This window comes from Xenorhabdus hominickii, from assembly GCF_002632725.1.
Classification (GTDB): Bacteria; Pseudomonadota; Gammaproteobacteria; order Enterobacterales; family Enterobacteriaceae; genus Xenorhabdus; species Xenorhabdus hominickii.
In genome coordinates, this window is record NZ_NJAI01000005.1 from 104,572 (window position 1) to 125,113 (window position 20,542).

Annotated in this window: 18 protein-coding genes and 1 pseudogene; 13 read left to right on the forward strand and 6 right to left on the reverse strand. The window is 38.8% G+C overall.

The window, feature by feature from the left end:
* The first annotated feature begins 129 nt into the window (after positions 1 to 129).
* Entirely contained in the window at positions 130 to 783 is a 654-nt protein-coding gene (gene can / locus Xhom_RS15365) for a carbonate dehydratase (RefSeq protein ID WP_069318153.1), read from the forward strand.
* 140 nt (positions 784 to 923) lie between these two features.
* Here can and hpt read toward each other — a convergent pair whose 3' ends face one another.
* Positions 924 to 1,463, reverse strand: a complete 540-nt coding sequence (gene hpt / locus Xhom_RS15370) for a hypoxanthine phosphoribosyltransferase (RefSeq protein WP_071933903.1) — start codon at positions 1,461 to 1,463, stop codon at positions 924 to 926.
* A 275-nt stretch (positions 1,464 to 1,738) separates the two neighbouring features.
* On the opposite strand from hpt, the gene Xhom_RS15375 reads away from it, so the two are divergent.
* From Xhom_RS15375 to speD, 3 genes and pseudogenes are all read left to right on the forward strand, one after another.
* Entirely contained in the window at positions 1,739 to 2,086 is a 348-nt protein-coding gene (locus tag Xhom_RS15375) for a YacC family pilotin-like protein (RefSeq protein WP_069318151.1), read from the forward strand.
* Between the two features lie 140 nt (positions 2,087 to 2,226).
* Positions 2,227 to 3,086 (forward strand): annotated as a pseudogene (gene speE, locus Xhom_RS15380) (polyamine aminopropyltransferase).
* A gap of 25 nt (positions 3,087 to 3,111) precedes the next feature.
* The gene (gene speD / locus Xhom_RS15385; protein ID WP_069318150.1) at positions 3,112 to 3,906 is read left to right on the forward strand and encodes an adenosylmethionine decarboxylase; all 795 of its coding nucleotides are present in this window, start codon (positions 3,112 to 3,114) and stop codon (positions 3,904 to 3,906) included.
* Between the two features lie 99 nt (positions 3,907 to 4,005).
* On the opposite strand, the gene Xhom_RS15390 is transcribed toward speD, so the two are convergent.
* Positions 4,006 to 4,554, reverse strand: coding sequence for a cysteine hydrolase family protein (locus Xhom_RS15390; protein ID WP_071933902.1), 549 nt, complete (start codon positions 4,552 to 4,554; stop codon positions 4,006 to 4,008).
* A gap of 468 nt (positions 4,555 to 5,022) precedes the next feature.
* Here Xhom_RS15390 and Xhom_RS15395 point away from each other — a divergent pair, with 468 nt between their 5' ends.
* From Xhom_RS15395 to Xhom_RS15435, 9 genes are all read left to right on the forward strand, one after another.
* The gene (locus Xhom_RS15395; RefSeq protein WP_069318149.1) at positions 5,023 to 5,463 is read left to right on the forward strand and encodes a hypothetical protein; all 441 of its coding nucleotides are present in this window, start codon (positions 5,023 to 5,025) and stop codon (positions 5,461 to 5,463) included.
* Positions 5,464 to 5,523: 60 nt separating this feature from the next.
* A complete protein-coding gene (locus Xhom_RS15400; protein WP_069318148.1) occupies positions 5,524 to 5,742 on the forward strand; it encodes a hypothetical protein in 219 nt (72 codons plus the stop codon).
* Between the two features lie 291 nt (positions 5,743 to 6,033).
* A complete protein-coding gene (locus Xhom_RS15405) occupies positions 6,034 to 6,663 on the forward strand; it encodes a response regulator transcription factor (protein WP_069318147.1) in 630 nt (209 codons plus the stop codon).
* Positions 6,664 to 6,666: 3 nt separating this feature from the next.
* Entirely contained in the window at positions 6,667 to 8,214 is a 1,548-nt protein-coding gene (locus Xhom_RS15410; RefSeq protein ID WP_069318146.1) for an MASE1 domain-containing sensor histidine kinase, read from the forward strand.
* Positions 8,215 to 8,291: 77 nt separating this feature from the next.
* A complete protein-coding gene (gene uhpC / locus Xhom_RS15415; protein WP_069318145.1) occupies positions 8,292 to 9,620 on the forward strand; it encodes an MFS transporter family glucose-6-phosphate receptor UhpC in 1,329 nt (442 codons plus the stop codon).
* 1,283 nt (positions 9,621 to 10,903) lie between these two features.
* A complete protein-coding gene (locus Xhom_RS15420; RefSeq protein ID WP_069318144.1) occupies positions 10,904 to 11,935 on the forward strand; it encodes an ABC transporter substrate-binding protein in 1,032 nt (343 codons plus the stop codon).
* Between the two features lie 107 nt (positions 11,936 to 12,042).
* Positions 12,043 to 14,121, forward strand: a complete 2,079-nt coding sequence (locus tag Xhom_RS15425; protein WP_069318143.1) for an ABC transporter permease — start codon at positions 12,043 to 12,045, stop codon at positions 14,119 to 14,121.
* 15 nt (positions 14,122 to 14,136) lie between these two features.
* Positions 14,137 to 15,177, forward strand: a complete 1,041-nt coding sequence (fbpC, locus tag Xhom_RS15430) for a ferric ABC transporter ATP-binding protein (RefSeq protein ID WP_069318142.1) — start codon at positions 14,137 to 14,139, stop codon at positions 15,175 to 15,177.
* Between the two features lie 787 nt (positions 15,178 to 15,964).
* Positions 15,965 to 17,305: an MATE family efflux transporter gene (locus Xhom_RS15435; protein ID WP_069318141.1), complete on the forward strand. Its 1,341-nt coding sequence runs from the start codon at positions 15,965 to 15,967 to the stop codon at positions 17,303 to 17,305.
* A gap of 92 nt (positions 17,306 to 17,397) precedes the next feature.
* Here Xhom_RS15435 and Xhom_RS15440 read toward each other — a convergent pair whose 3' ends face one another.
* The 4 genes from Xhom_RS15440 to Xhom_RS39980 form a co-directional block, all read right to left on the reverse strand.
* Complete coding sequence (locus tag Xhom_RS15440) at positions 17,398 to 18,054, reverse strand: DUF799 domain-containing protein (protein WP_069318140.1); 657 nt, start codon at positions 18,052 to 18,054, stop codon at positions 17,398 to 17,400.
* Positions 18,054 to 18,410, reverse strand: a complete 357-nt coding sequence (locus Xhom_RS15445; RefSeq protein WP_069318139.1) for a DUF4810 domain-containing protein — start codon at positions 18,408 to 18,410, stop codon at positions 18,054 to 18,056. The genes Xhom_RS15440 and Xhom_RS15445 overlap by 1 nt, the downstream gene beginning before the upstream one ends.
* Before the next feature lie 21 nt (positions 18,411 to 18,431).
* Positions 18,432 to 19,103: a CsgG/HfaB family protein gene (locus Xhom_RS15450; protein WP_069318138.1), complete on the reverse strand. Its 672-nt coding sequence runs from the start codon at positions 19,101 to 19,103 to the stop codon at positions 18,432 to 18,434.
* 550 nt (positions 19,104 to 19,653) lie between these two features.
* Positions 19,654 to 19,785 carry a hypothetical protein gene (locus Xhom_RS39980; protein ID WP_257784750.1) on the reverse strand — a complete coding sequence of 44 codons (132 nt, stop codon included), beginning with the start codon at positions 19,783 to 19,785 and terminating at the stop codon, positions 19,654 to 19,656.
* Between the last annotated feature and the right edge of the window lie 757 nt (positions 19,786 to 20,542).

Genomic DNA, 20,542 nt, shown 5'->3' on the forward strand with positions numbered 1-20,542 from the left:
TGCCATTATTTTTCCTACCTTTCTTCGCCGTGACAGAGATAAAATAAAAAACATTACTCAATTAAATATTAAATTCTCAAGTAATGTTGTATATGATTCTATCTCATAAACGTTATCAGGCTATTAGTTATGATGAGAAAAATTGAAGAACTGTTTGCCAGGAACAAACAGTGGTCAAATTCTGTAAATGAAGAAAATCCGCATTTTTTCAAAGAACTATCGAAAGCACAAAAGCCTCATTTCCTGTGGATAGGCTGTTCTGATAGCCGAGTACCTGCCGAGAAATTGATTGATGCTGCACCCGGCGATCTGTTTGTTCATCGGAACGTTGCTAACCTTGTGATCCATACCGATTTAAATTGTTTATCAGTTGTTCAGTATGCGGTTGAAGTCTTGCAAGTTGAACACATCATCATCTGCGGTCATTACGGTTGCGGCGGTATTGAAGCTGCCGTGAATGGCACTGAGTTGGGCTTAATTAATAACTGGCTGCTCCACATTCGTGATTTATGGTACAAACACAGTTCAATGCTTGGTGAGCTATCACCGAACGAACGACTGAACCGCTTGTGCGAATTGAATGTGATTGAGCAGGTTTATAACCTCGGCCACTCAACCATTATGCAATCTGCGTGGAAACGCGGCCAAAAGGTCATAATCCACGGCTGGGTGTATGGTTTGAAAGATGGTGAATTACATAATTTGGATATTACGGCTAACAGCCGTGAAACACTGGAACTTAATTATCGTCAGGCCATTTCTACACTATCGCAGAAAAAATAACAGATTGAATTAAAAACAAATGGCAGCATTTCGCTGCCATTTTCTCACTGTTGCGCTGATTACGTTAGTGATTGCTCCTCGCCACATTAAGCAAGAATTTACAGCATTTTTCGCTAAGCGACTTTGACTTATCGTAAAAATTAATCTTCCAGCAGGGTGACATGCCCGATATAAGGCAGATGGCGATAATGTTGAGCATAATCAATGCCATAACCAACCACAAACTTATCTTCAATCGAATAGCCAATCCATTCTACTGGCACATCGACTTCACGACGAGATGGTTTGCTCAGCAAGGTACAAATCGCCAGTGAGTTCGGTTCACGAAGCCCCAGAATCTCACGGATTTTGTTCAGCGTATTACCTGAGTCGATAATATCTTCAACGAGCAACACATCTTTGCCACGAATGTCTTCATCCAGATCTTTGAGGATTTTCACATCGCGGGTAGAACTCATTTCATTGCCATAGCTGGATGCAGTCATAAAATCCACTTCGTGAGGAACCTGTACTTCACGACATAGATCTGCCATAAAGATAAATGATCCTCTTAGCAAACCAACCAACACCAGTTCACGATTGCTATCACGATAATGTTCGGTAATCTGTTGCCCCAGTTCAGCAACACGTTGTTTAATCTCTTGTTCGGAGATCATCACTTCTACAATATGTTTCTTCATCAATATAACCATTTGATTTTGTTTTAAATAATCACAAAGCAAACCAAAATTTGGTGTGATTATTTACACACTGCTCAATACCATAAGCTCACCAAACGCATAAAATAACACTCAATGCCATCAGAACAAACCCTATTCGTGATATGGTCAGTTAAATTTTTTTACTGACAGAAAAAAAGGTAATTTTCTCAAAGTTAAGAAAATAAAGTTTGGCTAACAAAGATATTAATATGTTAACTTAGGCGAAACGGTAGAAAATCAGTATAATAGAAATTATGCAAAAAATTGCCTTATTGACTTACATCCTGGTTTTGTTTGGTTTAGCACAACCCGCACAAGCCCTATCTGAGAAAGATGCTGAAGATCTTGCTGATCTGACAGCTGTCTATATCTTCTTAAAATATGATTGTGGTTATAGTCAAATCCCTGATCGAGAGATTCGGCGTACAATTATCTATTTTGCTCAACATAAAAATTTGGATCTCAGCAATTACGACAGCCAGCTAATGGAAGAACTAAATCAGTCAGGCTACAACGATCTGAAAGGAATCCATCTGCCTCATGAGCTAAAATGCCGCTCGCTTGCCCGAAATTCCCTCAGTTTACTTGCCTATGTAAAATAGTTCCTTGTAAAACAGTTTGTTGTTAAATAGTTCTTTGGTTAAATGCCTCTACAGGTAAATTTCGCGGCGCAACCCAATTAATAGTTGGCTATTATGTGCACCCAATTCCTGTGAACATTACAATGGAGGAATACCAGAACATGTCACAGAAAAAAATTTGGTATGAAACATTACATGCCAATTTTGGTCAGTATTTTACCGTTGAAAATGTGCTCTATCACAATAAAACAGAGCATCAAGATCTGGTTATTTTTGAAAATGCAGAGTTAGGCCGGATTATGGCGCTTGACGGTGTAGTACAAACGACAGAGCGCGATGAGTGTATTTATCATGAAATGATGGCCCATGTTCCACTATTTGCCCACAGTCAGGCCAAGCGTGTCTTGATCATTGGGGGAGGCGATGGCGGGATGTTACGTGAAGTTTGTCGTCATCAATATCTCGACAATATCATAATGGTGGAAATTGATGTGGATGTTGTAGAATTTTGCCGTCAATATTTACCCAGCCACAACGCAGGCTCCTATGATGACCCCCGCTTCAAACTGGTCATGATGGTATCAACTTCGTTAAAACAACGTCTGACAAATTCGACATCATCATTTCTGACTGCACCGACCCCATCGGCCCTGGTGAAAATTTATTTACCTCTGAATTTTATGAACGCTGCGCTCGTTGCCTGAACGAAGGCGGTATTTTTGTCGCCCAAAATGGCGTATGTTTCCTGCAACAAGATGAAGCTATCAGTAGCCATAAAAAACTGAGCCACTATTTTGCTGATAGTAGTTTCTATCAAGCTACCGTTCCAACCTATTACGGTGGGATTATGACGTTTGCATGGGCTACTCAGAACCCAACATTGCGACAAGTGCCTTTAGCAGCACTACAACAGCGTTTTGAGAATTCGGGCATAACCTGCCGTTACTACACACCAGCCATACATGCAGGAAGTTTTGCCTTGCAACAGTACTTGCTGAATGCCCTGTCTGGAAGTCAATAATCCCTCATTAGCCGGGTGAACTAAATTGCTCAAGCTGAAATTGCACGGCTTTAACAATCTAACAAAAAGCTTAATTTTTTGTATCTATGATATTTGTTATGCGAAAACGAAGGCCGATCGCGACAGTTATATCGCGTACATTGATGAACAGTATAATGCGACCCGCCTGACTGAAATTCTCAGTGAAACCTATTCAATCATTGGTGCAAACATTCTTAATATCGCCCACCAAGATTATAACCCGCAAGGGGCGGGCGTAACCATTCTGATTAGTGAAGAACCCATAAACCCCAAGTTAGTGGATAATACGGAAAACCCTGGGCCACTTCCGGACTCTGCCGTCGCCCACTTGGATAAAAGCCATATTTGTGTACATACCTATCCAGAAAGCCATCCTGATGGTGGCATTTGTACTTTTAGGGCAGATATTGAAATCTCAACCTGTGGCGTTATTTCCCCTCTTAATGCTTTGAATTATCTTATTTATGAACTGGAATCTGACATTGTCACAATGGATTATCGTGTTCGTGGTTTTACCCGAGATGTTAATGGCATAAAACTCTATATCGACCATGAAATCAATTCCATTCAGAATTATGTGACGGAAGAAATCCAGTCTCAGTACCATATGATTGATGTGAATATTTTTCAGGAAAATCTCTTCCATACCAAAATGATGTTGGAAGAATTTGATCTGAACGAGTATTTATTCAATACCACAGCAGAAGAATTAAGCGAAACGGAAAAGAAAGAAATCACCCGTTTACTTAAAAAAGAGATACAAGAAATATATTATGGTCAGAATTTATCTGATCTATAGACATTTATACACTCTAACCTCGTTTACTGGCAGGTTATTAATCTGCCAGTGGTTATGATTTTATTTATCAAGCTTTTTCCCTCTTCCGCTCAGCAGGCATTATTTTAGCGGCACACCAAATACTGTACTCGTTGAAATTTTAGCGCCATAATTTATTTTCAGATAATCTAGAGCATCATGATGGTCAATGCCCGGAAAAACACAGACAGCATCGGATAATACTGTGATGTCATAACCCAGAAGAAATGCACTGTAAGCAGTGTGACGGACACAACAATGGGTATGCTGACCGGTCAGAATAACTTCAGTGACCCCATATCGCTCAAAGGTATTTTCCAAATCGGTTTTATCAAAAGCACTATAAAAATGCTTAGGAGATACAATTTCACGCTCTGCCCCAATGGGAGCCAGAGCATCAATAACATCCGCTCCCCATGTTCCCGCCAAGGCATGTTCACCCCAAATATCTATTTCTCGATCCTCTATATGATGTGCATCATTGGAATACACCACTAACCAATCGTGCTGATTTCTTGCATACTCGATCATTCGTTGAATTACCGGAATGATTTTCTTCGCGTTCTCTTCATTAGCAAGAACACCTGTCACAAAATCATTCAACATGTCGATGACAATAAGTGCTTTCATTTGTAATACCTTATTTTTTATTGGTAATGCTCTTAGAAAAAACAAGAATAATAAAAAGAGTAAATTGCATTCTATAATGACTGCGTGTTATTTCCAATATAGAAAATAAATATTAAATTTCTTTAAATAAAAAACAAAATGTAATATAATTGTTTTTTAATAAATATTAAATAATAATTTAATTTACTGTTCATTATTTAATAATTTCATTTATATGCAATAGATTTAAAATTCCAAAAAAAGACACCTCGTTATAGATGAAATATAAGAAAACAATTAATTATGATAATATATTATTTTTATAAAATAATATGAATTATTGGTTAAATTTTAAGGAAAAATCATGCAAAAACCCCTAAATACATATTTAGTACAGTTCTCTGATACCGGTACTGATGGATGGATTTATGAGCGACTTTCTGGTATTAACCATGTCAATAGCCAAGAAGCAGAGTAAATGGGATCCCAATGGCTCATATTTTTACAATCAAAATTCCAACCGAATACAACGTCAGAAGCTCAAAAACGGAATATTTATCTGTTTTTAAATCCGATGATTTTGAAGAGGATAGCATCGAAGGCGTAAATAAATTTTTACAAGAAGGTGATATCGCTCTGGGTGATGATCTATTTTGGCGTGAATTGATTGATTATCTTAATAATATTCACCATAGTGAAATATATCAAGAAGATGATATTGGCAGTGGTTGGTGTTTTATTTATATCACAGAAGAGGAATTTTCAGAAAAGCAGTGTGAATTACCAAATAAAGACTGCTTGCCACTTGACTATAATTTGATGCATGAAACCAATTGCTTTCTCTCTGATCAACCAGCTAAATATTTCAATTTAGAATCCCACACAGAAGATCCCAATACAGGCATTAAACCAAAAGAGTATCCACATTAGCTAAATGAGATTGAAAATGTCAATGGAATAAATTTATCTGATATTAAAGGGTATATCCCCATGTTCCATGAGGTAGATGAGAAGTTAAATCTAAATTTAGAAAGATATTTTTATGAACACCATTTTGGTGGCACTTTACACCCAGCTCAATCTATTCCAAATGAGTTAAGCGAGTATTACTTTGAATTTGATGAATCATTCGGCTCTCTCAATATAGGAGGAGATAGTGTTGCTCAAATAGATTTATTAACAAATAAAATTCATTGTGCTTGCGGTTAATGCTATAAAATACAAAGCCATTGTATACCCTTCATTTTTCAAATTACAGAGTAATAACAAAGTGACGACTTGAAATATATCTAACAATAAATAACAATAAATTATTTTTATATGTAAAAGTAATAACAATAAAAAATAGTTAAAAAAATATAGTTTAGTAGAATTACAATTAAATTTGTTATCTGAATAGCAAATTTAGTGTATTTATTTGCATGATTTTTCTTTTATGAACACTATGATATCTAACTTAATTTATAATAATTACTCTACAATATACAATATACAATAAAAATGAAGATAAAAATTGTCCTTATTGATGACCATGTTGTTGTCCGCTCAGGTTTTGCTCAATTATTAACACTGGAAAATGATATTACAATCGTTGGCCAATACAGTAGTACCAGTGAAGCATGGCCAAACCTACTGAAAAAGAGAATTGATATCGTTATCATGGACATTGCCATGCCCGATGAAAATGGACTTCAACTCCTAACACGATTACGTCCCAAATACCCTGATTTCCGGACTATCATGCTCAGTATTTATGACACAGCCGCTCTGGTTCAAAGTGCGCTTGACTCTGGTGCTCGCGGTTATCTGACAAAATGTTGTGGGCCAGAAGAACTTATTCAGGCAGTACGCACTGTTCATAAAGGCGAAATTTACCTTTGTGCTGATGCATTGAAGGCACTACGCCAAAAACCTCATGAGGTTAATGCATTAAAATTATTAACCTCACGGGAAAAGGAGATTTTTAATCTGCTAATCCGTGGAACTAACGTAAAAAACATTGCTGAACAACTTGAACTGAGCCACAAAACAGTCCATGTCCATCGTGCTAATATCCTTAGTAAATTACAGTGTAATTCTACTATTGAGCTGGTTCATTATGCATTACAACATCAAATTATTACAGGTTAGTCGATGAATGGAACAGCACGGTTCGGTTTACAGTCTCTATTTATATTTATTTTTTACTCACTTATCTGGATTTCATTATGGGTTATTAGTTTTTATTTACACAAAAATGGGCAACAAGCAGTCCTTTTTTTGCCACAAGGATTGAGGCTAGTTCTAATGATCCTATTATGGAAGCGTTATTTACCACTTCTTATTATTAGTGAAACTTGCATTCTCGCATTGTTAAATAACGATCAGCTCATCACAAATCCTATCATCTTACTTTCCCCTATTATTAGCTTTATTACAATATTAGGAATTAGAAAAGTATGGCAGCGTTACTCTCTTTATTGGCAACAACTCTCCATACTACTAGCTGGTGTTATTATAAATAGCCTGTTACAAACTCTTTGCCTCGGTTTTTCATTATCAAACAAAACAAGTCTTATTTTCCTTTCTTCACTTACTGGTGGTGTTTTATTATCTCCATTTTTTTACCTAATATATATCTATTTATACAAGCAAAGCTTAGAAAGCAACCAAATAACAGATGAATCATTTTACCCACAATTGCGAACACCTTTTTTAATGTGGTGTTTTCTATTCAGCTTATTAGGCGTCAGTGGGCAATTCTTTTTATCACCTAAAATTGAAGGACTTTTGTCAATTTTAGTTCTTATTCCCAATGTATTTATGGCCTATCGTTATGGCTGGCAAGGCGGTGTTTTCTCTGCACTGTTAGGAAGTTTGATAGTGACTTTAGCCCGCCAATTCAGCGGCTCATTCAATGAATTACAAGAAATGGAGATCTTTTTAACTACTCAAGCCTTGTTAGGAATTGGGCTTGGTATAGCAACCAGTCGCCAACAACAACTAGCAAGTAATCTGAATCTCTATCGGACACAGTTGGAAAAAGAATTAATTGTGCGCCATAATTTGATGCAAAACTTAGTACATATTGAGGAGGATATACGCAAAAATATTGCCAGAGAATTACATGATGAAATCGGGCAAAATATTACAGCCATTCAAATTCAGTCCACTCTGGTAAAACGTACAGCAAATTCACCGCTAGTCATAAAAGCAGCAGAACAAATCAAATATCTATCTCAACAGATTCATCAAGCCACTCGTCAACTTCTACGCGAATTACGTCCTCCTGCCCTAGATGAAATGCCATTTGAACAAGCAATTCATCATCTGGTGAATGAATTCGCTTTTGCAGAACAAAACATTACCTGTCAGTTTGATTATCAATTACCACAGGAACCGAAGAATAGCACCACTACTTTAACTCTTTATAGGCTTATCCAAGAACTACTGAACAACATCAGCAAACATGCCAATGCCAATAACATTACAATCGAATTAAAACAAAAAGAAAACTTCATCGAACTTCAAATCAGTGATGATGGAATTGGCATCATAGATGATCAGAAAAACACAGGATTTGGCTTAAAAGGTATTGAAGAACGTGTTCGAGTGCTTGGTGGAAATTGGAGCTTAAATACTCAGCAAGGAACTCACGTAGTGGTTAATTTACCTACAAATTCAAATGAATGTATTAAATAACCAAATTCAATTCCAATGTTCTAAAGCGATAACCTAATACTTTTATCCGCGTTTACTCACTCTGATGGAGACACATTATGCAAGCCAATAGCAATGAACAGATCTCACAGAATTATCGCTATTGGCGAAGTTACTTACTGGTATCGATGATTATTGGTTATGCCGCATTTCAACTGACACGTAAAAGCTTAAATATTGCCATGCCAGAAATGCAGGTAGAATTAACACTAGATAAAGATGACATTGGCTGGATAGCTAGCCTGTTTTATCTAGCTTATGGCTGCTCAAAATTTGTATCAGGAATTTTCCATGATCATACTGGCTATCGCTGGTTTATGGGAGTTGGATTATTAGCAACCGGATTGCTTAATATTGTTTTTACATTTTGCTCATCCCTAACAGCCTTGCTGATTGTCTGGACATTAAATGGTTTCTTTCAGGGATGGGGATGGCCTCCTTGTGCACGCCTACTCACTCACTGGTATTCCCGCAATGAACGAGGATTTTGGTGGGGATGTTGGAATATCTCTATCAATATAAGTGGAATTCTTCTAACGCTACTATCAGCAGTTCTAACGACAACCTATAGCTGGCGAGCTGCACTACTACTGCCTGGCATCATTAGCATTATACTGGGCATCTGGTTATGTCGGCGGCTACCCGGTACTCCACAAGAGCATGGTTTACCTAGCGTTGGAAGCTGGCGACAAGATGAAATGGAACTGAGACAAGAACAATTATCTCCACCAATGTCAATGATGAAGATTCTGCAAGAAACAATTTTCTTCAATCGTACTATTTGGATCCTTGGTTGTTCTTATATTCTGGTGTACTTCATTCGAATAGCAATACATGATTGGGGAAATCTTTGGTTATCAGAAAAACATGGTGCTAATTTACTCAGCACAAATCTCACTCTTTCTCTGTTTGAGCTAGGTGGTCTATTAGGGGCACTGTGTTCAGGATGGGGGTCTGATCTATTCTTTCGTAGTCAACGAGCCCCGATGATCCTACTGTTTTCTATTGGCCTATTTTTTTCAGTAACAGCGTTATGGTTAGCTCCCATGCAACACTATATTTTACTGTCTACTTGTATTTTCAGCATCGGCTTTTTCGTTTTTGGCCCACAGATGTTAATCGGATTAGCAGCAACAGAATATTGCCACAAAAAAGCAGCTGGTACGATCACTGGATATTTAGGATTATATGCCTACCTTAGTGCTGCAATTGCAGGGTGGCCGTTAAGTCAGATAATTCTCCACTATGATTGGTCTGGAATGTTCGCTTTACTAACCCTAGCTGCCGCGCTAATGGGATTGTTACTTATGCCTCTATTGATAGCGGATATTAAAAAATACAGCAAATTATCTCAACCAAGTAGCTACAGCTCACCTAGAAAATTCTAGGTAGCCCCTCTATGAATTAGAAGGAACTATTCCACAAAGCCACCAGTGATCCGACTTAATATACAGTGGCTTTTCCTGCCAATTGAGCAGTTTTTCTAACTTATAAGTTTTACTCATATTTAATGACTTACCTCAAATATCAGAGATATGGAGATGATCTGCTCCAGCACCTTTGAATTCATATCCCTTTACACCAAATAGTTCTCACTTTATTTGCAATGTAAACAGAATGATAACCCATGGTTAACATTATTGAATTTTTTACAACCAATATAATCTCAAAGTTATTAAAAATCATGCAGTGACTAGCTTATAATTCACACATTAAACATAACCTATTGTTTTAATTTAAAAATAATTAAAAAAATGACAAATAAAGATATATTATTATATTTCTATTAATTTTTAATAATATAGATTAAAAAATTATATATACATTTAATTATACAGCATATTTTTTCTGCCATACCATGAAATTAAGAATTAAAAAACAAAAATAACCATTTAAAACACACTTTTAACTACAAGAACAACTATAATTTGTAATTATTCAATCATAGACAACCACATCGACTATAATTTATTGCAAGATAATTTCTGTGCCAAATACCACTTATGGGTAATAAAATATAGAAAAAACCAGAATCAAATGAGACATTAGATAATTTAAACAATATGTTTTGAGATAAAATAATGATTTTATCTCAATATAATAAAATCCCCTTGAAATGGATAAATTAAAAAATAACATATGAACATTAATGTCTTTGATTGTCACTTTAAATTAAACAAACAACAAAAAACAAAATAATATATCGCCAATTCATCATTATAAAAAAACAAATAAAATTAACATACTAAACCTACCTTTAAAAATTAATAAACACACTAAAAAACCAATGACATTTAATAAAGAAATGAAAATTGTTACCTAGTTTGCAAATTTATCCTATTAATTTGCATAATATAGTTAACCACATCATGATATATCATGAATTAATTAGCAGGACTCTATTTTTAAATTAAATAAATAATATATCCAAACAGATTTCAAATTACAGCACGCTGAGGCTAGAGAACGGATCCCTAAGAACATAGATAACTATGTAACTATGTAACTATGTAACTATGTAACTATGTAACTATGTAACTATGTAACTAGGATGAGTGAAGACAACCAACAAAAAGCTGCAACTTGAAAGATGAAGGGTATAAGAGTTTCGTTTATTAATATTCATATTCGCCAACCCTAAATAGAAATTTTGAACATAAGGACATCATTAATGAAACTCACTTATCTCTCCACACTCATTGCCTTAGGATTCACAGCAGCAGCTATTACCAGCAATGCCCAGGCAGCGGGTCGGCTGATTGTTTATTGCAGTGGCACCAACGCCCTGTGTGAAACAGAAACCCGTGCCTTCGGCGAAAAATACAATGTCAAAACGACATTTATCCGAAATGGTACAGGCAGCACATTAGCCAAGATCGAAGCAGAAAAGCGCAATCCACAGACTGATATATGGTATGGCGGTACGCTCGATCCGCATTCTCAAGCCGGTGAAATGGATCTCCTGCAACCTTATCAATCGCCCAATTTGTCTCAAATTATGCCTCAGTTCCGTGATCCGGCAAAACGCAAAGGTAATTATACTTCCGCGGTTTATATGGGAATCTTAGGTTTTGGCGTGAATACAGAACGGCTGAAAGAAAAAAACCTACCCATCCCAACGTGTTGGAAAGATCTGACCAAACCAGAATATAAAAGTGAGATCCAACTTGCTGATCCACAAAGTTCGGGCACCTCCTACACAGCACTCGCGACGTTTATCCAATTGTGGGGAGAAAATGAAGCTTTTGATTACCTGAAAAAATTGAATAACAATATTTCCCAATACACCAAATCCGGCATTGCTCCTGCTCGCAATGCCGCTCGCGGTGAAACGGCTATTGGGATCGGCTTCCTACATGATTATTCTCTGGAAGTTGAAAACGGTGCACCAATGAAGCTGATAGCACCATGCGAAGGAACCGGTTATGAAATTGGTGGAGTCAGTATTATCAAAAATGCCCGCAATATGGATAACGCTAAATTATTTGTCGATTGGGTATTATCCAAAGAGGCACAAGAGTTGAGTTGGAAAAAAGGGCAGTCTTACCAAATCCTCACCAATAGTACGGCAGAATCTTCCCCCATGACACTGAATCCCGCTGAATTAAACCTAATCAATTACGATATGGAGAAATATGGTTCCCATGAAATTCGTAAAGGTTTGATCAACAAATGGGTGACTGAAATCAAGATGGGGAATTAAGCCCCTCAACCATCAATAACACCACTCAAGTAGCGGGCCTTGAATATGTGCTCGCTGCTAATAATGCGATTTATGTACGCTCAACATGAACTTTTATTGGGGGAATTATGTCTCACACCCTTACCTTGCAGAAACAGCAAGGTCGGGATTCTGTTTTCTGGTGGATTATACTGGCATTGATCTCATTTGCCCTGTTGCCATCATGGAGTCTGGATTACGGCCTTTTTGATTCAACACTGGAAGAAGTTCTGGCCGCTTACGGCTGGTACAGTATTAATATCAGCATATTATGGTTTTTACTGCCTTCAGCCTTGTTATTGCGCTCACGTTTTCCAGCCAAGCTGGACGCCCGCCAGCGCCACTATTTTGATGCAGGATATGCCTTGCTATGTGCGCTGTTTATTATCACTAGTGCAACACTAACCGGACGCGGGCTTGGTTATTCCACTATTATCCTGTTTATTGCACTGGGCGCAGTCATTACCCTCGCCCTTGCTCGTTTAGAATGGCTTGGTGGTGATAGTTTCGTTATTGGTTCGCTGGTATCGATCGTCGCACTGATTAGCATTTTTATTCTTTTTCCCAGCATTGCCATCTTCATTCCTATGTTTACGGATGAGTCTGGTCATTTCGCGCCATTCGCATTTCTGTCGATACTCGGACAATCCCATATCCTGAAAATTATTGCCAATTCAGTGCTGCTTTCTGTCACTGTTGGTTTGGGTTGTACGTTATTTGGGCTGATACTGGCGATTTACACTGCCAGAATCGCCAAACGTTCCGCTATTATTGGCCGAGTATTTTCTATTTTGCCGATTGTCACTCCGCCGTTTGTTGTCGGATTAGGTGTCACACTTATGATGGGGCGTTCCGGTTATATCACGGAGTTTCTGGCTACGTGGTTTGGCTTAACTAACACAAACTGGCTATATGGTTTTACGGGGATCTGGATTGCCCAAGTTCTGGCATTTACTCCTATGGCGTTCATGATTCTGGATGGTGCCATCAAGACGATCCATCCTTCTCTGGAAGAGGCTTCGTACACGCTACGAGCCAATCGTTACCAAACTTTTTTCCATGTTTTTATCCCGCTACTGAAACCTGCTCTTGCCAACGCTTTTCTGATTGTGATTGTTCAATCGTTGGCTGATTTCAGCAATCCACTGGTTTTGGGAGGTAACTTTGACGTATTAGCCACCCAGATTTATTTCTATATCACAGGCTCACAGCTCGATTATCAGTCAGCCAGCACATTGGGGGCATCGCTGCTGGTTTTCTCACTGTTAGTTTTCTGCATTCAATATCTCTGGATTGGCAAACGTTCCTATGTCACGGTTTCCGGTAAATCTTACCGTGGTGATGTACAACCCTTGCCAGTTTCGCTGGTGTGGAGTGTTTGCACCATGCTGTTTATCTGGGTGATTTTCAATATCCTGCTCTATGGCAGTATTTTCTATGGCAGTTTCACCGTGAATTGGGGAGTGGATTACACCCTGACGCTGGATAACTTTATCAAACTATTCGGTCAAGGAATGAGTGACGGAGCATGGCCTTCTCTATTGGATACTCTGTTATACGCTGGAATTGCCGCGCCAATCACCGCCATTTTCGGGCTGTTGATTGCCTATATCGTGGTACGCCAACAATTCCGAGGCAAGAAAGTCATTGAATTCACTACCATGCTCTGTTTTGCCGTTCCCGGCACAGTAGCAGGAATATCTTATCTTCTGGCTTTCAATAATGCGCCATTCTATCTCACAGGTACGGCATTCATTATCATCATCTCTATGACAATGCGAAACGTACCTGTCGGTATTCGGGCTGGTATTGCAGGACTCGGGCAGCTTGATAAGTCGCTGGATGAAGCCTCTCTCAGCCTACGGGCGGGTTCGATGAGAACTATCCTGCATATTCTGCTGCCACTCTTACGCCCGGCGATCTTATCCGCGCTGATTTATAGCTTTGTCCGCGCCATAACCACGGTCAGCGCTATCGTGTTTTTAGTCACGCCAGATACACGTGTGGCAACAGCCTATATCCTGAACCGTGTTGAAGATGGAGAGTACGGTCTGGCAATCGCTTATGGCTCAATTCTGATTGTGGTCATGTTGGCGGTAATTTTCCTATTTGACTATTTTGTTGGCGAAGCACGGGTTTCTCGTTCAAAAGCCCAAAATACCCAGTAATCATGGAGTGACGATATGACACAGCAACATTTTGTCGAATTAAAAAATGTAACGAAACGTTTCGGTAATAACTCTGTAATCGACTTGCTGAATTTATCCATCCCACAAGGACACATGGTCACTTTGCTGGGACCGTCAGGATGCGGTAAAACAACGGTTCTCAGGCTGGTTGCCGGGTTAGAAAAACCAACTGAAGGTAATATTTTCATTGATGGCGAAGATGTCACTGACCGCTCAATTCAACAGCGGGATATCTGTATGGTTTTTCAGTCTTATGCCCTTTTCCCACATATGTCGTTGGGAGAAAACATTGGTTATGGGCTGAAAATGCAGGGAAGACCAAAAGCAGAGATCCGAGAACGCGTCAGAGAAGCATTGGAATTAGTTGATTTAGAAGGATTTGAAGATCGTTATGTTGACCAGATCTCCGGCGGACAACAACAGCGTGTTGCCTTAGCGCGAGCTTTGATCCTCAAACCCAAAGTGCTCTTATTTGATGAGCCGTTGAGCAACCTTGATGCCAACCTGCGCCGCAGTATGCGTGAAAAAATCCGTGAATTGCAGCAACAGTTCAATATTACATCGCTCTATGTAACGCATGATCAAAGTGAAGCCTTTGCCGTTTCTGATACAGTATTGGTCATGAACAAGGGCAAGATTATGCAGATTGGCTCACCACAGGCTCTCTATCTCCAGCCAGCATCAAAATTTATGGCGAGTTTTATGGGGGATGCCAATATTTTTCCAGCTATACAAGGAGAGGACTATGTGGAAATTTTCCAATATCGCCTACCACGCCCTGCCAATTTCACAACAACTCGGACCTCTATTACCGTTGGCGTCCGCCCGGAAGCTATTACCCTAAGCCAACAAGGAAATGAAGGCCAACGTTGTACGGTCAATCATGTCGCGTATATGGGTGCACAATATGAGGTAACCGTTGACTGGCATGGGCAAACTCTATTATTGCAAATCAATGCAACGCAATTGCAGCCCAAAGTGGGTGAGGACTATTATCTGGAAATTTACCCAATTGGAATGTTTGTTTTGGAGTGATAGACACAAGGTGCGATTGATATGAAATTATGTCCTGACTTTTTGGTCAGGGCATATAACGATTATTTATTTAACTTCAACAAATTGGATTCAACCCTGACCATCCCACGATGTCTCCAGATACTCTATTGAGAGCTAACCCTCGCGGTTTAAATAAACACCTTGAATATTATTTCCATTATGAATAGTAACTCGGTTGCAACAGCAAAGAATGATTAGTATATTCAGAAAAACAGCTCTGGCTATCATGGCTTCTGTGGATGCAACTTCAATGAAGTTTTTACTGACATCCCGAGAAACAGCAATTCAACTCAGGATGTTCAAATACCAATGATCAGTAATATGAAGGAAGCTTCAGAACACCTCAATAATAAAAAAACTGGAAAATTAGAATTAACAAACTCACTATAAAACAACCAAACTTGCTGTGTTTGTTAAATTCTTTTTTGGAGAACAGCTCCACAACACCAGACTCCTGCGGCTCTCACCGCAGGAGATTTTTTTGGTCATAATGAAATAATTCCGCTTTTCTTACCTCTGAAAACAACTCGAAAAACAGATTGTCTATATAACCAGAAAGCGATAAAAAATCGGCTAAAAAATCGATGGGTTTCACAACTCAGGGTAATGTTTTTTTTGCTCAATGAGACTCTTCCGCAAACCATAGCGATAAATACCCCATTCTGTCTATCTCCCCCTCAATAAACCCTGTAAAATCTTCTATGCTTTCTGGGTATGTCACACCACAAAAAGACCCTTCATTTCACTTCAATACATAGGTTTTACAATGCATCAGTCTGATGTTGTTGATCGCTCGCTTTTTTCATTAAGTTGGCCGATTTTCATTGATATCTTTCTGCATATGGCGACGTTATTAATCAATACGTACATGATCAGCCATATTTCTTCTGCTTATCTCGCCGCGATGGGCGTAGGTAATCATGTTTTTGATCTTTTTATTACGATTTTCAATTTTATCAGTGTCGGTTGCAGCGTTGTCATCGCACAATATTTGGGATCAGGAAAACGTGAAAAAGCCAGTCAGGCAATCCACATTTCCATTGCCTTTAATTTTTTGCTGGGGTTTTTCTGTGCCCTGATTACGGTATTCTTCGGTTATAAGATCCTGTATATCATGAACCTGCCCGAGAATCTGATGGAAGATGGGTTTGCTTATCTGCATGTTCTCGGCATCTGTCTAATCCCCGAAGCCATTTCAATTATTCTGGCGGCGTGTCTGCGGGTTTATGGCAAGTCAAAATCAGCAATGTATGTCACGTTGATTGCCAACGTACTTACGATTGTCGGTAATATGATTGTTTTGTATGGCTTTTTCGGATTGCCTCAATATGGGCTGGAAGGCGTAGCGTGGTCTACGGTATTTGGTCGTACTATCGCCGTTATTTTGCTCTGTGGATTACTGTTCTGTGGTTTGAATATCAAGATCGAATTTAAATTGTTCGTACAATGGTCTAAAAATATACTGAGCAAAATCCTGCATATCGGCTTACCGGCCGCCGGTGAAAATTTAGTGTGGATCCTGCAATATATGACCGCACAGGCGTTTATCGGCCTGATGGGTGAAACGTCTCTGGCTGCGCAAACGCTGTATTTCCAATTGTCTCTATTTATTATGCTGTTCGGTATCTCCACCAGTATTGGTAATGAGATTATGGTCGGTCATCTTGTTGGGGCAAAACGCTTCGAGGATGCCTATATTCGAGGGCTAAAAAGTCTGCGGATTGGTGTTATTGTCACAGTGGGGGTCGTATTGGCATTCTGGATTTTCAGGGAACCACTCCTCGCCATCATGACAGAGGATCAGAAGATTATCGAACTTCTGCTGCCATTGTTCCTGCTCTCGGTCTTTTTGGAGCCGGGGCGTACTTTCAACATTGTGATGGTCAATGCCTTACGTGCTTCCGGTGATGCCCGTTTCCCGTTCTATACTGCGATTATTTTCATGTGGGGTATCTCCATTCCTCTAGGTTATTTTCTCGGAATTACGATGGGTATGGGCATTTTGGGGATCTGGATTGGCTTTTTCTGCGACGAATGGATCAGAGGGCTGGTTAACGCTTGGCGTTGGAAGTCAAAAAGGTGGCAAACCAAGCGGCTGAATGTCTGATTTAAACCAAGTTTTAAATTAAATTTCGTTTTGAATTAAATGTAAAAAAATGCCGCAAGTTTGTTTGCGGCATTTTTATTTCAGTCAGCAAATTATTGTTGTTCTTTGCCGTAGAATTCCGAACGAGGCCCATACAGCAAGCTACCATATCCACCTGCACTCAACAAACGGTGGCTGGTAATGCCTGCAATATCATGGCCTCTGTCCATCACAGTATTTGCAATCTGGGAGATGGCTGCCGATATCATCATACTTACAAGCCCGCCATCTGAATCGTTGTCATTCTCAACAGAAGATGCCGTCGCGACTCCACTCCACAGTTGTTTACCTGTACGCAAATCGACCAATCTGGCTGTCGCACTGACGCGGGTATCACTGTTAATGATTTGGTATTGCGTACCGTACTGTGTGATATTCAGGTAAAGGGCGGAATCAGCACCAAAAATGTCATACAGCTTTTTATAACTGACGTTATGGATATCCTGTGCTTCTGTCATCCCATTTTGGCGAAATGTTTCTTCAACTAACGCAACGGGGTAAACATAATAACCGGATTCTGCCAACGGATAAGTCACCTGAGACAGCAAACTACCAGACGCCTGTACTTCCACAGATGCATTCACGGCAGGCAGAACCAAGATAGATTTAGGTGAGCTTTCCCTCAACGCTGAATAATCATAGGGTGTGTGTTCGGCACATCCTGTTAGGATCAGCAATAATAAGGCACTGAACGCTAAAAAACGCTTCATTATTTCACTCCCTTATTCTTGCTTAGCAGAAAATTCATATAAGGTGCTGACTCAGGAAATAGTTTTTTTTCTATTTCGAACTGCTGGAAGGCGTCTTCAATATTACCTATTTTGCTATAAAGCAGTCCCATTTGTGCATGTAGCCCAGGTGGAACAGGTTTATCTTTGGACTTAGCCTGCTCGATAACTTTTTGCAAAGCCTGAAGCTGTTCCTGTGGCCCCATTTTGTCCTGCTGGTAATACTGATAAAGGGTTGGCTGATAATCTCCCCACACGTACATGGCCTCAGGCGCCTGTACGCATCCCACCAATAAGAATACGCCTAACAACATCCCTACCTTTTTCATCACAAACATGCGATTCACTTTCCTATATAATTAGTTAACTGGCTCCCACGCACCATTTTCAATACCAGCAACCAAATCATTGATCGCTTCGCGGATCGCCAGATCTAATACCTTGCCATTCAGGGTTGAATCGTAGCTGGAAGTGCCACCAAAACCAATAACCTCTCGGCTGGACAATTTATATTCCCCTGCCCCTGCAGAAGTGAAAACAACTTCAGATGTTTCAACATTCACGACATTCAGCATCACTTTTGCATAAGCAACCTGTGATTTACCACGTCCTAAAATGCCCCATAACTGATGATCACCGACTTCTTTGCGGCCAAATTCAGTCACAGATCCTGTAATCACATAATTAGCCCCTTTTAATTTCTGGGCCTTACCCTGCAACCCCGCTTCTGCTTTCAATTCTGCCAGATTGGTGCGTTCCAAAACGTTAAAACGCCCAGTCTGCTGTAAGTGGGTTACAAGGATCGTTTTTGACTGGTTTCCTAAACGATCAATACCATCAGAAAAAATGCCATTTTGGTAACTTGAACGGTTTTCAAATTTGCCTACAGCGATCGGGCTACGAATTCCTGTATAAGTGGTGTTATAAGACGAAACTTTTTGCACTTGCAGCGTTGATGAAGATTCAGTCGCGCAACCAGACAACATGAGAGAAGCCAGGCACAGCGAGGCTAATGTGAGTTTGCTTTTCATTATTGTGTCTCCCTTAATGAGTGATCAAATATGCCTGTCCAATTTCTGATATGCCCTTCATCTTTCAAGTTTTACTTGAAATTTATTGGGGATAAGGCAGATACCGACAACATAAAGTGATCGAATAATAAATATTGTTATAGGAAAAGTCTATTCAATTAAATAGGTGAAGCATCCTCCCATTGATGAATTGAATACATTTATTCATTAATCACCTGAAAACTACCGTGGTTGAGCCTCACAGAAAGTAAATTATTTGGTATTTTTTCTAATCATTCATATGAAGAATTAGCGGATAAGTTAATTTAAATTTCTGTCATTATATAAACAGATAGTAAAAAAATAGTAGAGAGAACAGATAGCAGGAATAATAGACATTAGAAAAAAATATTAGAAAGACATATTTATTCTTAAAAAGAAAAATGCATAATTTTATTGATTATATTAACCTGAATTATTGTTATATTTATTGATAAATTACAATTTAAATGACAATGCAGAAAAAACCATACCGCCACTACCTGTCCATCCCATACAGAGCTGATCTCTTTCAACTAACCCATTTTGTAATGGCATGTGCAATATCAAATGGAACAGATACGGTAATAATATTTCCTATTTTATGACCAACATGATGGATTTTATCCGCAGCATTAATTTCTTTTCCAAACCGATCCCACATGCAAGGTGCTCCTGTATGGATAAAAATCTTGTGGAGGTCACGACTGCAATATAATCCTTTTTGAATACTTTTGGCACTTCATATCCAGCATGTACATGCACAAGTGCCACATAAAAGCTAACTTGATATTTTCCGACCTCTGGAGAAATTAATTCAACATCACCTCAGTACAAAAATAATTTTCAATTAGGCAAAGAGATATAGCATAAATTACTAAAGCTATTTTATATATGAAATTGTCATATCAAATTTCATCACTAAAAAAACATATAATATAAAAAAACTCACATTTTTTAAATTAATTTAAAATACCTTAAAAAATAACCGATAAAAACACTCTCCTAGCAGATGAGTAAAATTCACATATCATGTCTTAAACATAGAACCCTAATTTGAGGTGTTAAAAATTGCCACCTACAAAAAACCACAATAAGATGGCGTTTATTAATAAGAAAAATCATTAGAAAAAGCAAGTGTAACTATAACTAAATCCAATCTGGATACAGGTATCAGGTTAAACATCGTGCAATTTCATCATCAAAAAAATCTAGATTAATATTCTTAATTACTCCATAATATTATTAACTCGGCGGCTATTTATATCTGATATACTGTGTCAATGAAAACAGATGCACGCAAGCTCACGATTGAGCAACTAGAGCTGCTGAGGCAGCAAGCTATTCGATTTCGCCAAGAGAAAAAAACCTTTCGCGAAATCGGTCAATTATTGAAGATCCATCCGGATACGGCTGGACGC